Genomic DNA, 16,795 nt, shown 5'->3' on the forward strand with positions numbered 1-16,795 from the left:
GTTAATATTTATAAATATATTAGTAATCTTGGAAACTACATTATTCTCTAAGAAAAGCTCTATTCATTCACTAAATATGAACAGTCAAGTAAGTTGTGTTGTAGACAAAGAGAAAAAGATACCACGATTGATAGTGTGTAGTTGAAATAACAACTCTAAAAAATATAACAGCATTAACCAACAAAAGACATGCATACTATAAGTCGAATGTGAACTGGGAGAATAAAATATGAGAATTATAGTGTTAGGTGCAAGTGGTTATTTAGGCTCAGAAATATTTGTACAATTGAAGAAAAATAACATTGCTTCAGCTTTATACGGTACTTCAACTACTAGGCGAGATAATTTCATTCAATTAGATGTAAATGATAACGAAAGTGTACAAAGATTGTATAGTCGTATTCATCCAGATGTAATTATTTGGTCTTTAATGAGTAGAAACAATGAAAAAGACCTTATTCATACAGGGTTGAACAATGTTCTTACATCTATTAATAAAGATGCACTATTTATATATATATCTACTGATGGGCTATTTTCAAGTGGTAAAGGTAGTTATACAGAGGCTGATCAAGCAGTTTATTTAGATGAAAGAAACCCATTATCACATTATACGAATGCAAAAATTGATGGTGAACAAATCATTAGTCGAACACATGAAAATCACCTCATTTTGCGCTCTGGTCCAATTTATGGAACAAATGCACAAGGCCGATTGGATCATGGAGTAGCATACGTATTAAATGAGATTAGTAATGGAAATCAAATAACAAGAGCGTCAAACATTTATAAAACATTTGTACATGTTGAAGATTTAGCAGTAGCTATCACAAAGCTTATGATGAAGGAATATCGTGGGATTCTTCATGTAGGACCAGAACAAAAAGAAAGTTACTATTCTTTTTTTAAAACCTTGACAAATCAACAAAAAGATATGATGATTCCTTATGAAATATCGGAAGAAGAAGCCACACATAGAGCAATCTCACTAGATACTTCGTTTATTACAACAAAGTGTCAAACTTTATTACCAGGTGTCTTTAGAAAAGTGGATAGCAGATGGTTAAATGAGTGAGCAGAAAAGGGACGATCTATATAATAAGGAACGGAAAAATCACCCAACTGGAATGTTAAATGATGGAATCAACCGTAGTCAAGCTGGCTCTCCTTCAGAACTGGTGAGAGGTGGTTGTTTTCAAATTGTTGTAACGATTGTCATCGCCATCATTAGCTTACTTTTGTTTAATCAATGTTCGACGTAATGAAATTAAAACTTGCTATGAGAGGAGTGTGAACTATGATTAGACACGTGAAGGAAGCAGATTATCAAACCATTATACCTGTAGTGAACGATTGGTGGAATGGTCGCAAAATGGATCATATGTTGCCAAAGCTATTCTTTACGCACTTCCAAAATACTAGTTTTGTTATTGAAGAGCAGAATGAGATTGTTGGATTCTTAATTGGATTTCTTTCTCAATCTCAACAAAATGAAGCTTACATACACTTTGTATGTGTACATCCTCAATCTCGAGAACTGGGACTTGCCAAAAAACTATATGAACAGTTTTTTTCCACTGTAAAACAGCATGGATGTAAAATTGTTAGGTGCATTACATCACCAGTGAATACAACATCCATAGCATTCCATCAAAAAATGGGTTTTCAAATTGAAGAAACAGATCTTTTGACGAAAGAAATCTATGTGAAACGTAATTATGACGGTCAAGGTAATGACAGAGTATTGTTTTATAAGAGTCTATAGCAAGATGTAATGAAGCGATTTAAAAGCTTCGTGGCGAAACTCTTTTAAAATACATAGAGTTAAAAAATAGAGTGTTAGACCCCAAGTAGGTCTAACACTCTATCTTATGCAGCGTTGTCTGCATGTAACAATCCTTCTTTTATACCATACTTATAAATCATATATTTATTCAAACCTCTGGCTGAAGAATAGGAAAGTTTTGCATATTTGATTGCTTCTTCTTCATTTCCATGTTTCCTTTCAATTGCTGCGAGAAGTGCATATTTCATCCATTCAATTTTAATTTCATTAGCAAGTTCATTTGCTAAATCTACATGATTATCCTCAACAGAAATCAACCCTTTATAGTAATTTTGATAGTTTAATGGTTTAATATGATCTACATATTTTTTAGCAGCTATAATATCTTTATTGTACAGAGCATATATGACATTAATTAGTGCATACATATGAGGCATTTGATATTTTTTTAGTACTCGCTCGGTAGCTTCTTCGATTTCCTCATCAATTTGATTTGCATAAACATAATAAAAGTGAAATAAAGGATTTCTTTTTTTATTCAAAATGCTCTTTTCTACTGTCAGTACGTTGTTTGACAAATAGAGGGGATACAAATTAGAGAAAATAGCTAATATAAAAATAATGAAGATAGCCAGATATAGGTATATATTTGGTACTTCTAGCTGAACGAGAGTAACTAACACTACTAATGTCAATAAAAAAGAATAAATTGGTTTCATATCGCTGATGTTTCCTTCCTATGTGTGATGATTTTTAACAAAAAGGTTATTTACCCCAATTAAAAGTAGCATTTACAATCATATAATATTTTTGTCAATTTTTATAGGTATACCCCATTCTTCTGCTAACTTTTGTTTGATTCCTTATTCTTAAGGGCACAATTGAGAAACTTATAAACAAGTGATTGTAACTTTCAAAAATCTATAATCAGTTTGTTTAAGAAGAGAACTTTATTTTAGAGATGCAGTATGATTGATCTTTTTATCTTTAGTAGTCATATTGTGAAATAATATATTTTAAAGTGAACAAGAAAGTCTTAATGGATATTGCTATTGATTAACAAATGTAAGACTAAATTTGTTAGTTCAAACAATCATTTTAAATAGTGTCTTTTTACAATCACAAACTTTCCATAACAAAAGTGCAATGGATTGAGTAACGGGTTTTAAACTTCTAAAAAAAGTAAGTATGTGTATTTATTGTTTTCTGAAAGAGATTATTTTTATAGATAATCGACCTAGTCATTAGTAAAAATATAAGGGATAAAAGTTCTAAAAAAGCCTATCGCGTTGATAGGCTTTTTTTATCGTATAGTCTGATGATTAAGTATTGTAAATTTATTGAACGAAATAAAACTTTTAAATTTTTTTCTTACAATAAGGGGGGGAAAGGAATAGGGTTCCACACGGTTTACTGATGTTCAAGTTTTGAACGTGTCACCTTAGTTCTTGCTAGATTAACGACTTTATTATTGAAGAATAGTAATAGTGATTTTAATAGTAATAATATAAATATATTGATTCTATTATTTAAAAACTGTCGATAAATGACGAAGTATACATGTTTTTAGCGATAAATGTTGCTTTATCCTCTATTTTGAGGTTTTTCACTTAGATAAGTAATATCGTAGCATCTATATAAGTGATACAAGTCATTTATTTAACAGATCCAGATAAAATACCAGCTCAATGTGTTCAAAGCTATAACTCATTACTCGTGATTCTTTTGTGACAGTTGCAAGAGAGATCAACTTAGTCGGATAAAAACCGACTGTGTATTTATAATATTCTACTTACTTAACTTGTAGTATTTTCAAACTATTTTAAAGGAGGTGCATTTCAAATGTGAAATGTTGTTCGTAACTCTTTAAGTGGTTGGGATGAAGTAATTATATCAAATCAAAAGTCCAAATGAGAAAGGAGCATTTTAAAATGGGAAATAATAAATCAAAAAAACGTTTTCTCTCAATTATTACAACATTAGCTCTAACGACTCAAGTAGTATCATTTTCTCATCCAGTAACTTATGCTAAAACTGTCGAGTCCCAATCCGAGACTTCTTCAAGGGAAGAAGTAAATGATGAAAACATCATTACGAATGGTATGGAGGGAACCTATTATTCTGACGCTGAGTTTTCTGATCATTTGTTAATACGCCTGGAAGATTCAAATGCAACATTTGATATTAATAGACTTAATATACCTAAGCCACTCCTTAGTAAGATGAAAAATATTCACTCGATAAAATGGGAAGGTATAATCGAACCTAGTTTCTCTGAGGAATATACATTTACTACATCTGATAATGATCATATTAAACTATGGATTGATGATGAACTAATTATTAATGGACAAAATATTGAACCACAAGCAATTAACTTAGCGTCAGATCAACAATATAAGATTACTATAGGTTATAGTAATCCAGATGTGGCACTATCTGAACTTGAAATTAAATGGAGCAGCAAGAATCAAGAAGAAGAGATTATTCCAAAAGAACAAATATTACCACCAACTCAAAGTGAAGAAGGTAATGATTCATTAGACCCTGTTGATTTGATAGTTGATGAGCCAACCATCCAAGAAGAGGCAGGAGAGGAATCAACTGATCTAGCAGAAGAGGCAGGAGAGGAATCAACTGATCCCGCAGAAGAGGCAGGGGAGGGATCAACTGATCCCGCAGAAGAGGCAGGAGAGGAATCAACTGATCCAGCAGAAGAAGAAGGAGAGGAATCAACTGATCCCGCAGAAGAGGCAGGGGAGGAATCAACTGATCCAGTAGAAGAACCAGGGGACGAATCATCTGACCCAGGGGAAGAGGCAGGAGAGGAATCAACTGATCCCGCAGAAGAGGCAGGAGAAGAACCAACTGATCCAGTAGAAGAACCAGGGGACGAATCACCTGACCCAGGGGAAGAGGCAGGAGAGGAATCAACTGATCCAGTAGAAGAACCAGGGGACGAATCACCTGACCCAGGGGAAGAACCAGTAGATAATCTAACCGATTCACTAGGAAAAGCTGCAAAAAGCTTTCGTGATTGGCTATTATCGTCTTATCAGAAAATAAAAGGTCTCATTACTTTTAACCCATCAGTTGTAAGTGCGGAAGTGATAGAAAACGATACAGATGACGATGGAGTAACTGATTTATGGGAAATCAATGGTTATACTCATATTCCTGGCTTTGGATTAGTTGAATGGGATGATGCTTATTATGAGATGGGTGTATTAAAATATACTACATCGCCATATGACTGGAGTACAGACCAAGATCCATACAGTGATAAGGAAGAAGTAACTGGTCAAATTGATGCGGCTATTCTAGCTCCAGCAACTCATCCATTAGTTCCAGCTTTTCCAGATATAAAAGCTGATCTTGAACATATTCAGGTAACACCTAGAGAGACTATTACACTCTCAGATGGAACATCTAAGTCAACAGGGTGGCAAACCCAAACAGATACGACTGAGAGTAAAAAAATCAGTACTGGAGCTAAGTTTGGTACTGAAGTCACACAAGAATTTGAAGTATCAGCATCACTTACCGACCTTGGGGTAAAGCAATCAACGTCTCTTAAACTATATACGGAATTAAATACGAATATTGAGACTACAGATGTTACATCAAATTCGAGCGGTAGAAATGGCACGAATACAGCAAATTGGAGTCAAGCGACTACGAGTGAAAAAGATAAAGCTGCTACAAGTATTTGGAATGTAAAATATAGAAATGTAGGTACTGCGCCAGCATATGACATCGTTCCAAGTCTATCTTTAACAGTTGGTAATTTGGATATTCTGTCATTGAAAACAGCTAACGCTAGTACGATTGGAACGATTGTCCCTAATGGAACATACCCTAGCAGTGGATCTATTGCTTTACAGTACCAAGAGGTAGGGTCGGTAGATAACACACCTATTTATCTTACGATAGATCAACTTAAAATGATTGAAATGGGATTGCCTATTTCTCTTTCTACAGACCAAATAGAGGCAAAGGTGAAACGCATTGAAAATGGATTGCCATCTACAGAGTACAATTGGAGTCTATATGAAGGAGCTATTGATGCTGTTTCGGCAAATATTACTTTTATCAGTAGTACGACTGGAGAGCATAACTATAAAATATATGCGAATGACCCAAATAACTCAAATTCTCAATTTAAACCTGATACGTCGTTAGAGGAAGCACTTGTGTTAGTTCTCGATGCAGAAATTGTGAATGAGAAATTAAGAATTTTTGGAGAAGAAGTTGATGATTCATGGCGTGTTTATTTTTCATCTGATTCATCTGCTGATTACGATGCATTCCAACAAGGTGAAAGCATTTTTGATACGAAATTACGACCTGGTATGAATATTGTTATTGAAAAACCTGATCCGAACGGTACACCGTATGTACAATATGCTCTTTATGCTGATGAAGGAAAGCAGGTTGTTGCAAATGTTCTTGAAAACGGATCATCAATTGAGAGTGTCAAAGCGACAGTTAAAACGATTAATAATGGCGTACAGGAACTCATATTAACAGATGAGGATGAAAACGGTGACTTTGATGGTGTTTGGGAATCTGATAGTTCAGCAGGGCTAATAGATTTAACACATGCAGATGCAAAAATAACTGTTACTGCAGCAAATGGAAATGAAACAGAATCGTATATTTTAAGACCGTATGATTTATCATTGTATGGCTTAGGTTATGTCCCATTACAAGAAACCCAAGATGTTTCAAATATTAATACTCTGTCGTCACAATATCCGACTGCTGAAGCATTCGTCCTTGAAGTGAAAGATACAGAAACGACTTCAAATAAACATAATGTACAAATTGGTGCCCAAGAAACTTATTTAGGTGTCAACGATGACCCAATTGAATATAGAGGGGCAGCTACAACATACCAGTTATATGAGGACGCGGATTATGAAGGGGACCGTATATACGATTTAACTAGTTCAATGTCAGATTTGCGAAGTGGTTTTCATTATATGAGTAATGATAGTGGAAGTAATAAGGTGAGTGGTGTTAAGTTAAGACAGGACGAATCTGGATCAGGGCTTGTTCTATATAACTACTACGGATATGAAAATGGCAATGTTGATAATGTTTTACCAGTAGTGAATGGATATCGAGATCTTTCAAGCACTAATATGGATAATAAAGCATCGTCAGTCCGCATTGTCGGACAGTCAGGAAAGCCGTTCGTTCGACTATATGATCAGAAAGATTTTTCTAACGGTGGAAATGATTATGCTGGTGATTTTATAGATATTTACGGGCAAAAAGATATTTCTGGTTATTTTAATAATAAAGCTTCTTCATTTAAAGTTTTTGCAGGCGAAGATACGAGCTATCAACTTGATACGTACTTTTATAATGATGGTGACTTTTCTGAGTCTGGTGGCTGGTATCATTCGTGGGATACGATTGGACGAGGAAAAAATCTTACAAAATATGATACTAATAATAATGTCTCTTCTATCAAACTAGGGTGTGAGCAGAATTGTCCAACAGTTAAATTTTACAATAATAAAAACTACGATGATCTACACGGTAATAACACATTGACACCTATATTTGACTTACGTCCTTTTGGTATGGGATCTTCATTATCTTCAATAAAGTTTGAAAACAATGAAGATAAGCTTGCCAAAGTAATCATCTATAAAGAAACTGATTTTGAAGGCTCTTACGCAATTATTGATGAGTCGATTCCTGATTTAAGTAGTTTTCAAGATATTATTTACAAAGGTAGAAGCGCAACAGGTTCTCGTGGATTTAATAATACGATTGACTCAGCTCGTTTCTACTATGGGCCAGTATACCGTTTTTATGAGGGAACAAACTATACTGGTGATTATGCTGACTATGTCATAGGGGAGGATGATATTGGTAGTAATTGGTCTAATCAGTTTAGTTCTGTAAAAGTATTCAACCCGCTGCCTGAAATAGGATTAATCGCGTATGATAATACGAACTATGCTGGAGATTTTCTACCTGTTACTAAGGATATCCCTGATTTAAGTAGAGTTGATTTTAATGATAAAATTTCTTCGGTTAAATTAATTACACGTATTCCAGATGAGAGACCGACTCACAATTCTACGGTTGTTGTACCTGCATCTGATTTGACATTAAGCACAACAAATGATTATTTTGGAGAAGGTACTTCAATAAAAGTAGTTGGGTATTTTGATCGCTTATCAAGCTCATCTAAGTTCACGCCATATAATCATGAGCGAACATATACAACGACAGGGACCCAATCATATAGTACGGGTATAAACCATGCAAAAGGTTATCTGGTACAAGTAGATGCAAACAGGGTGACGTCTAATAAAGTCAGAGTTAAAATAAACGGCTCATCTTATTCAGAGCTTGGTACTTCGGCAACACATGCATTAGGATTTGAGCCAGGTGCTGAGAATAATCCGAAGCATAGCAATATCGTATTTGTTCCAGCAGATGAAAATGACCCTGCTAATATAACAGTTGACATTTCTTTAGGTAGTTGGAAAGATACTGACGATAATACTGAATTCTCAATTAAAGTACTTGGGTATTTTGCAGATGAAAATGACTCTAATAACGATTGGTTTTATGATCAGTATACAACACCAATTTCTGTAGCGTCTCCAACAGTAACAGATGAGCAATCTACGCAAGTTATCCTACAAGGAAATGATTTTAAAGAGCAACCAAAAGCATTTCTAGTTAATGTTACAGCAAAAAATATAGGTGCTAGTGTATTAAAATTCTCTATTAATAACGATTATATACAATTAGGGACTGCTGCAACAAAATTTGCGAAAGGTGTGGATCCTGAGTCGGTTCATCATAGCGGATTAATGTATGTAACGGCTGATGAGCTAAATCCATATTTACTGACCATGACTCCAGACTACGGTACATGGACAGTACTTGATAGTAATGCCGAATATGATATTGACATAGTAGGCTACTTTTACTAGAAATTTACCCTCAATGAGTTTGTTACTCATTGAGGGTTTTACATACGTTTATAAATAAAATAAGTTACACTCTTAAATGATGTATGAAGAATATTTGTGCGAACAAAAAAGTAGTTTAGGTAGTAGAAGTTTTAAAGTAATGATGATTGATTCCCGATTATTTCATAAGCTAATAACATTTAGCAGTGTTGATAGTTTGAAAACAATCCTTCTTAACCTCCTTTATATTAGGACAATACATGATTTAAGCACGTTTAACAATCAGGCGTGTAGTTGCTTATTACTACTTCTATCCATATAAAATGAGTTTTTTCTCCTTAGACATAGATTTGGTAATGGTCTAAGCTCTCCTCGTTCATATCATATAATCCAACTGTATTTTGTATATTTTTTACATGTTTTATAGTCAAATTACTCTTACATATTTTCATCTACAAGTAGTCAAGTATAGTAGCCTATTAACGATGTGCGATGAAAAGGACGATTGTGCTGAGATAAATGACAGTTTCCAAGAGGGACCTTTTTACATAGTTTAGTTATATAAAGATTATATAACTACAATGAAGAAAGGGGGGAGCAATATTGTTTATCTATCCTTGTGAAGGACGTGTGTCGTCAGCATATCGTACAAGCCAGAGGCCAGACCATTATGGTGTAGATTTTGCCCAATCTGGAATGGTTTCAATTGTTGCAGCTGCTGAAGGTACTGTTAGTCGATCATATATATCAACGAGCTATGGTGAAGTTATCTTTTTAGTTCATCATATAGAAGGACAAATCTGGGAAACTGTTTACGCACATATGCGTAGTGGATCTCGAAAAGTCAAGCAAGGTGATTACGTGAAGCAAGGAGAACATGTAGGTGATATGGGTAATACTGGTCAATCTACAGGTCAACACTTACACTTCGAGTTGCATAAAGGAAGGTGGGATCTTAATAAGACAAATGCCGTCAATCCATTAGCGTATTTAAGTGAAAAAATAGAAGAGGAGGAAAGCTCAATGAAACTACAAAAATGGCAATACGAGGAACTCGCAAAAACGTATGAGATTTCCTATAAAAAGGGGATTTTGACAAGTAATAAATGGCATCAAAAAGCGAGGAAACAAGATATAACTATCGATGAAATTGCTTTTCTAAATGCAGTAATTATGGGACGTTTGATAAAATAGTTAAATAATCCCACTATTGTATAAAGAACTCCATTATTTAATAGAATTTAAGAAAAGGCTGCTTTCGAATTAACTGTTACTTTTCGTACTATGAGCTAAACTCGTAGCTTACGAGGTATATTTTGTCATTTGTTCATTATCATATTGATTGTAGTTTTCTACGACAAAATAAATGAAGACCAACTAGCGAAGGTAGTACCTTTTCTTCAAAAAAAATCACAGAAATATATAACCCTCATCTTGTCATCTGTTTGTAAGAAATAGCAACAAATTGTTCGATAAGAAGTCATTAAGGAAGCAGGTGAAAAAGGAGCATTTTCAGAAGATCACATGTACCAATAATATATTGTAAGGGGTGGAAGTATGGTGATTGAAATTAAAAAGATGATAGATGTCGATTTTAGAGATTTTGCAAAAATTTCAGTAAATGCGTATCCGGGGTTTTATGATTCTTCTGTAAACAAAATAAAGCAATTAGAAGAAAAATTTATAGAGTTGCAGAGTATTGAATCTTCAAAAGTATTTTATGGTGCATTTAAAGATCAAAAAGTTGTAGGTGGCATGAGATTATATGATTACAAGCTGACGCTATTTACGTCTCAAATAAACGCAGGTGGAATTGGCTCAGTTGCAGTTGATCTATTACATAAAAAAGAAAAAATAGGTAAGGATTTAATATCCTTTTCATTACAGCACTTTAGAGAAAAAGGCTTTCCACTTGCAGTTCTATATCCGTTTCGTCCAGATTTTTATAAAAAAATGGGTTTTGGATATGGTACAAAAACGAATCAATATCGAATTCAACCCCATAGCTTTCATAAAGGAAGGTCGAAGAAGCATCTCCAATTTGTTGATGCCTCGGAAACTACCGAGTTACTAGACTGCTATAATAGAGTCGCGAAAATGACTCACGGCATGATACAGAAAAATTACAATGACGCAGCTAGTATATTTAAAAAAGAAGGAAATAGCATTATTGGGTATAAAGAAGAAGGGTCAATTAGAGGTTATCTTGTTTTTACATTTAACAAAGTAAATAAGAACAACTTTCTACTAAATAATTTAATTATTGAAGAAATTATATATGAAAACACAGAAGTGCTTCAAGAGCTCTTAACCTTTCTAAATAGCCAAATGGATCAAGTCAATGAAGTCATTGTTCATACTCAAGATGAATATTTCCATTACTTACTAAAAGACGTTCGGAACGGTACGAATCATATCATGCCCCATGTGTATCATGAAAGCAATGTCCAAGGTGTAGGCATAATGTATAGAGTAATTAATACGAAGGCTATATTCCAACAGTTAAGTAGCCATAATTTTAATAATGCGAATTGTAAATTGAAGATAACGATTAATGACGACTTCCTTAAAGAAAATGAAGGTAGTGTTATCTTATATTTTGAAGACGGCAAAGTAAAAGTGATGGAAGAAAGCGAGTATGACGTAGAAATATCATTACATGTTTCAGAATTTACATCAATGCTTGTTGGTTCTATTCCTTTTAAGCAACTACTTATCTATGGATTAGTGAGCATATCTGATTCAACTTATGTAGAAACGGTTAATAGAATTTTTGCTACAGATCAAAAACCAATGTGTACAACAAAATTTTAGCTAATATTCATTATATATTGTTACAGGCTAGCCAGTATGAGGTCAGCCTGTTTTTTGTAGGGAAATACTTTCATTGACGTATGTGAAAAAAAGAACGTATAATGTATTCGAAAGCGTTTTCGTTATACATAAACTTCAATAATGACACTGAAAGTAGATTTAAAATATGATACTAAAAGGGCAGGTGAAAGACTGCTATAACAATAAAAGCATTCAATATTTCATGTGAATTAAGTGTCACGAACTAAATGAGCTACTCATTCATTTAATATCAATGGCATTTGTCTTAGCACTTACCCATGAATCGAAAGGCTTGTTTTGTGTAGCAGGATAAGATGAATTATATAGCAAATGAAAACAGATACGATACGATGATTTATCGCAGGTGTGGCAAGACCGGTTTGAAGTTACCTGCTGTTTCGCTAGGGTTATGGCATAATTTTGGTGGAGTTGATGATTATGATAATGCTAAAGCGATGGTTACACGAGCATTTGATTTAGGAATTACTCACTTTGATCTTGCTAACAACTACGGTCCCCCAGCAGGGAGTGCTGAAGAAACACTAGGTAAAATTTTGCAGACGGAATTAAAGGATTATAGAGATGAATTAATTATTTCAACTAAGGCAGGTTACGGTATGTGGCCAGGCCCTTATGGTGATTTTGGATCAAGAAAATATTTAATTGCTAGCCTGGATCAAAGCTTAAAAAGACTAGGGGTAGACTACGTAGATGTCTTTTATTCACATCGTCCAGATCCTGAAACTTCTATTGAAGAGACGATTATGGCTCTTGATTCAATTGTTCGACAAGGAAAAGCATTGTATGTAGGGTTATCCAATTATGATGCCCTCCAAACATCTCAAGCACTTGAGGTACTGAAGGACTTAAAAACACCAATTGTTCTTCATCAACCAGCATATTCAATGTTGAATCGTTGGGTTGAACATGGGTTGTTAGATGTTAATGAAAGAGCTGGCATTGGAACGATCATCTTCCAACCATTGGCACAGGGTGTCTTAACTGACAGGTATTTGCAAGGTATTCCTAGTGATTCTCGTGCTGCTAGTGAAAGTGTATTTTTAAATGAACAAGATATTAATGATAAAAGAGTTAATATGGTGATCCAACTTAATAATATTGCCCAAAATCGTGGGCAAAGTTTAGCGCAACTTGCAATTTCTTGGGCTTTACGTGATGAGCGAGTGACTTCCGCACTGATTGGTGCCAGTCGGGTAGACCAAATCGAAGATAATGTTAAAGCTCTTAACCATCTTTCATTTAGTGAAGAAGAATTAACTGAAATTGAAGCTATTTTACAACAAAATAGTTAAGTTTGGATAGTAAACGAAGTAGTTTGGATAGTAAATGAAGTATCTTGGATAGTAAACAAAGTAGTTTGGATAGTAAATGAAGCAGTTTGGATAGTAAATGAAGCAGTTTGGATAGTAAATGAAGTAGTTTGGATAGTAAACGATGCAGTTTGGATAGTAAATGAAGTAGTTTGGATAGTAAATGAAGTATCTTGGATAGTAAACAAAGCAGTTTGGATAGTAAATGAAGCAGTTTGGATAGTAAATGAAGCAGTTTGGATAGTAAATGAAGCAGTTTGGATAGTAAACAAAGTAGTTTGGATAGTAAACAAAGTAGTTTGGATAGTAAATGAAGCAGTTTGGATAGTAAATGAAGTATTTTGGATAGTAAACAAAGTAGTTTAGATAGTAAAACATGAGATTCAGACAGTAAAACCTGAATTTTGGACAGAAGAGCACTAAAAAAAGGGTTCTACCCATCAATTTGTGGGTTAGAACCCTTTCATGTATGTTTTGGAAAAATACCTAATGGATTATCTGTACATTACCCATTTTCCAATGTCAACAAAGCCAAGCTTTTTATAAATCCGTCCTGCGCCTGGGTTATCGTAAAAAAGACAAAGTGTTTTTCCTTCTTTTAATAAGTCTTTACATAACATTTTCATCACTTCAGTGGCATAGCCTCTATTTCTATAGTCTTGATGAGTACAAACACCAACGATCATTGCTGATATCGAATTTTCTGCCGTAGTTGATGCAGAGGCAATAATTTGTCCATTCTTTTTCATAACATATGTGCGACCTGTACCAGATTTCATTGTTTTTATAAACATTTCTTTTGCATTTGATGGTGTTACAAATTCCTCAATATCACTTCTTAATGCAATAATCCCATCGACATCTTCAATTGTTGCTAGAGATATTTCTGATTGAAAATGTAGTTCTCCTAATTGATCATCTGTTACACATTCACAAAAGAACATGTTTTGTTTTTTTCCTAGCTTTAAGCCCTCAATATTTTCAAACTGACATGCGATTTCAGACTTACCGGAAAGAGATTGTACATTATCATGTTTCTTAATAATTTGAACAAAACCTTCTACATCAAACTCATGTTTGGCATAAGGAATATAGTATTGGTAATAACGAAGTAAAACAGCGATTAGCTGATTGTTTTCATCGAATTCTCCCCAAATATCTTGGAAGTCTTGTTCGTATCCGAATGCTTCAATATCACCAATAAGAAATAAGTTAAATGAAGCTTCCTCTTCTAGGAAAGAAAATACTTGTTTGTGGTCATTAGACTTCAATTTACGAATCATTGTTCTTCTCCTCAATAATAAAAATTTGGTAATTAACGAATAATAATTATGAATATACTAGCACGGTTTTTATGGCAAAACAATGACCACCATAAGAAAATGATGTTTAATTTGCCTTGACATATGATTGACACAAAGACAGCTTATAGTAAACATGTGACAAATAAATTGTCCAACAATTGAAGGAGGAGAGTTAATAATGAAGAAAATTGGTTTGTTAGCCTTAGCTGGAGCAATAACATTGGGAGGAGTGAGTGCTACTAGTGCTTTTGCAAAATATGATAGTAACGTAAAATACTTTAATAAAGATCATTTTCAAGAAAAATGGAATGAGCTTAGTGATGAAGAAAAAATGGCAAAGCTAACAGAGCGAGCAGAGCAGCTAGGGATTGACGTAGAAGGCAAAACATTAGAAGAAATCCAAGACTTGTTGAAGGGACAACGTGAGCAAAAGCTGTTCGAACGAGCAGAAGAATTAGGAATTGATACAGAAGGCAAAACTGTGGATGAAGTCATAGAGTTAGTGAAGGAACAAGCTCCACACCATAAAGGAAAAAGAATAAATAAAGAAAAGTTCCAAGAAAAATGGAATGAGCTTAGTGATGAAGAAAAAATGGCAAAGCTAACAGAGCGAGCAGAGCAGCTAGGAATTGACGTAGAAGGCAAAACATTAGAAGAAATCCAAGACTTGTTGAAGGAACAACGTGAGCAAAAGCTGTTCGAACGAGCAGAAGAATTAGGAATTGATACAGAAGGCAAAACTGTGGATGAAGTAATAGAATTAATGAAGGAACAAACTCCATCCCATAAAGGGAAAAGAATGAACAAAGAAAAGTTCCAAGAAAAATGGAATGAGCTTAGTGATGAAGAAAAAATGACAAAGCTAACAGAGCGAGCAGAGCAGCTAGGAATTGACGTAGAAGGCAAATCATTAGAAGAAATCCAAGACTTGTTGAAGGAACAACGTGAGCAAAAGCTGTTCGAACGAGCAGAAGAATTAGGTATTGATACAGAAGGCAAAACTGTGAATGAAGTAATAGAATTAATGAAGGAACAAGCTCCATCCCATAAAGGGAAAAGAATGAACAAAGAAAAGTTTCAAGAAAGATGGAATGAGCTTAGTGATGAAGAAAAAGAGGCAAAGTTATTAGAAAAAGCTGAGCAGCTAGGAATTGACGTAGAAGGAAAATCACTAGAAGAAATTCAAGAGTTACTAAAAGATCAACGCCAGCAAAGACTAATTCAACGAGCAGAAGAATTAGGAATTGATACAGAAGGTAAAACAGTTGAGGAAATCAAAGAATTACTGAAGGAAGCACGTCAAAGCTCTGGAAATTAAGTGATGAAGAAACCGCCATTGTGTTTTAATGGCGGTTTTTAATGTTGCTCAAATTAACTTAACAGACATCCACTCTAATGAGCCAAAGTCTAATAGCGTGAGGAGTTCAGTCCATTATTAATTGATAAAATAATACATCTTGCCAGCTGTCAAACTTATAACCAACTTCTTTAAAGGAGCCAATAAATTCAAAACCGAATTTTTCATGAAGTTTAATGCTACTATCATTTCCTTTTGTGATACCAGAAATGATAACATGAAAACCTACTTGTTTAGCTCTTAGTAAAATTTCATTTACTAACTTTGTGGCCACTCCATGTCCTCGCGTATTTTCATCTACATATACTGATAATTCAACAGTTTTAGCGTAAGCTGCTTTTTCTCTAAATGCTGATAGGCAACAATAACCTACAACCTTATTTTCAATCGTAGCTACAATTAGAGGATAATCACTTCCATATTTAGAAAACCATTGTTGTCTTTGTTCGAGCGTCTCCTCTGTTAAATCAAAAGTTGCAGTTGTATTTACAATTGCTTGATTATAAATGTTTAATATACTCAAAAGATCGTCTTGGTGTGCATCTCTAATAATAACCATCGTCTACTCCTTATTATAAAATTACAAGAGTGTGTATATAGTACGTGATATATTGCTATATTATGATGATTACAGGATTTTTTCAAGATGATAATGAGTGTACAAAATTAAACAATAAAATTTTATTAGGAAAATAATTCGAAATAATCAAATTTTATTGTAAATGAATGAGTATTCATTTACAATAAAATTACCAGTATTTATATTGGTATTTTAATAAAGGGGTGGAATATATGGCTGTAAAAGAAGAGTTGAAAAATCTTTCTGACAAAATTAATGAAAATCCTGAACACATTGAAGGACTTGATTATGTTTATCAATTTCAAGTATCTGGGGAAGATGAAGGGGCATATCAAGTAGCATTTTCAAATGGAGAGCTAGCATACAATGAAGGTGAAGCTGAAGATCCATCTTGTACAATTCAGTTATCTGGTGAAAATCTAGTAAAGCTGATACACGGTAAATTGAATGCAACATCAGCTTTCATGATGGGACAACTAAAAATCAAGGGAGATTTATCTCTTGCGTTAAAACTACAGTCTATTCTACAAAAATATCAATAATACCAAGAGTAACGCCTTCATTTACTTTGTGATGAGGTGTTACTCTTTTTTTATATTGAGTTACCTGTTCCCACAAGTTGTAACTGATTATATAAATCAGATGTTTTACTATA

The 16,795-nt window shown here is 34.0% G+C and carries 12 protein-coding genes and 1 pseudogene; 9 read left to right on the plus strand and 4 right to left on the minus strand.

Going from position 1 to position 16,795, the window contains the following annotated elements:
* The first annotated feature begins 229 nt into the window (after positions 1 to 229).
* The 3 genes from JM172_RS11505 to JM172_RS11515 are packed head-to-tail and all read left to right on the plus strand — an operon-like array spanning position 230 to position 1,765.
* Positions 230 to 1,075: a sugar nucleotide-binding protein gene (locus JM172_RS11505; RefSeq protein WP_214482449.1), complete on the plus strand. Its 846-nt coding sequence runs from the start codon at positions 230 to 232 to the stop codon at positions 1,073 to 1,075.
* Complete coding sequence (locus JM172_RS11510) at positions 1,068 to 1,262, plus strand: DUF6366 family protein (RefSeq protein WP_214482450.1); 195 nt, start codon at positions 1,068 to 1,070, stop codon at positions 1,260 to 1,262. The genes JM172_RS11505 and JM172_RS11510 overlap by 8 nt, the downstream gene beginning before the upstream one ends.
* 35 nt (positions 1,263 to 1,297) lie before the next feature.
* On the plus strand, positions 1,298 to 1,765 hold the full coding sequence (locus JM172_RS11515) for a GNAT family N-acetyltransferase (protein WP_214482451.1): 468 nt from the start codon (positions 1,298 to 1,300) through the stop codon (positions 1,763 to 1,765).
* 104 nt (positions 1,766 to 1,869) lie between these two features.
* Here JM172_RS11515 and JM172_RS11520 read toward each other — a convergent pair whose 3' ends face one another.
* The gene (locus JM172_RS11520; RefSeq protein WP_214482452.1) at positions 1,870 to 2,505 is read right to left on the minus strand and encodes a hypothetical protein; all 636 of its coding nucleotides are present in this window, start codon (positions 2,503 to 2,505) and stop codon (positions 1,870 to 1,872) included.
* A gap of 1,212 nt (positions 2,506 to 3,717) precedes the next feature.
* Here JM172_RS11520 and JM172_RS11525 point away from each other — a divergent pair.
* From JM172_RS11525 to mgrA, 4 genes and pseudogenes are all read left to right on the plus strand, one after another.
* A complete protein-coding gene (locus JM172_RS11525; protein ID WP_214482453.1) occupies positions 3,718 to 8,754 on the plus strand; it encodes a binary toxin-like calcium binding domain-containing protein in 5,037 nt (1,678 codons plus the stop codon).
* Between the two features lie 579 nt (positions 8,755 to 9,333).
* A pseudogene (locus tag JM172_RS24780) lies at positions 9,334 to 9,732 on the plus strand (M23 family metallopeptidase); the annotation flags it as partial.
* Between the two features lie 558 nt (positions 9,733 to 10,290).
* A complete protein-coding gene (locus JM172_RS11535) occupies positions 10,291 to 11,547 on the plus strand; it encodes a GNAT family N-acetyltransferase (RefSeq protein ID WP_214482454.1) in 1,257 nt (418 codons plus the stop codon).
* A 335-nt stretch (positions 11,548 to 11,882) separates the two neighbouring features.
* Positions 11,883 to 12,881: an L-glyceraldehyde 3-phosphate reductase gene (mgrA, locus tag JM172_RS11540; protein ID WP_214482455.1), complete on the plus strand. Its 999-nt coding sequence runs from the start codon at positions 11,883 to 11,885 to the stop codon at positions 12,879 to 12,881.
* Here the strand turns inward: mgrA and JM172_RS11545 are convergent.
* Positions 12,878 to 13,255, minus strand: coding sequence for a hypothetical protein (locus JM172_RS11545; RefSeq protein ID WP_214482456.1), 378 nt, complete (start codon positions 13,253 to 13,255; stop codon positions 12,878 to 12,880). The genes mgrA and JM172_RS11545 overlap by 4 nt on opposite strands.
* Positions 13,256 to 13,393: 138 nt before the next feature.
* Entirely contained in the window at positions 13,394 to 14,182 is a 789-nt protein-coding gene (locus tag JM172_RS11550; protein WP_214482457.1) for a GNAT family N-acetyltransferase, read from the minus strand.
* A gap of 199 nt (positions 14,183 to 14,381) precedes the next feature.
* On the opposite strand from JM172_RS11550, the gene JM172_RS11555 reads away from it, so the two are divergent.
* Positions 14,382 to 15,521: a coiled-coil domain-containing protein gene (locus tag JM172_RS11555; protein WP_214482458.1), complete on the plus strand. Its 1,140-nt coding sequence runs from the start codon at positions 14,382 to 14,384 to the stop codon at positions 15,519 to 15,521.
* 106 nt (positions 15,522 to 15,627) lie between these two features.
* On the opposite strand, the gene JM172_RS11560 is transcribed toward JM172_RS11555, so the two are convergent.
* Positions 15,628 to 16,119: a GNAT family N-acetyltransferase gene (locus tag JM172_RS11560; RefSeq protein WP_214482459.1), complete on the minus strand. Its 492-nt coding sequence runs from the start codon at positions 16,117 to 16,119 to the stop codon at positions 15,628 to 15,630.
* A 233-nt stretch (positions 16,120 to 16,352) separates the two neighbouring features.
* On the opposite strand from JM172_RS11560, the gene JM172_RS11565 reads away from it, so the two are divergent.
* On the plus strand, positions 16,353 to 16,682 hold the full coding sequence (locus tag JM172_RS11565; protein WP_214482460.1) for an SCP2 sterol-binding domain-containing protein: 330 nt from the start codon (positions 16,353 to 16,355) through the stop codon (positions 16,680 to 16,682).
* Positions 16,683 to 16,795 lie beyond the last annotated feature (113 nt).

Origin of the sequence: Bacillus sp. SM2101 (genome assembly GCF_018588585.1) — a bacterium.
GTDB classification, from domain to species: domain Bacteria; phylum Bacillota; class Bacilli; order Bacillales; family SM2101; genus Nanhaiella; species Nanhaiella sioensis.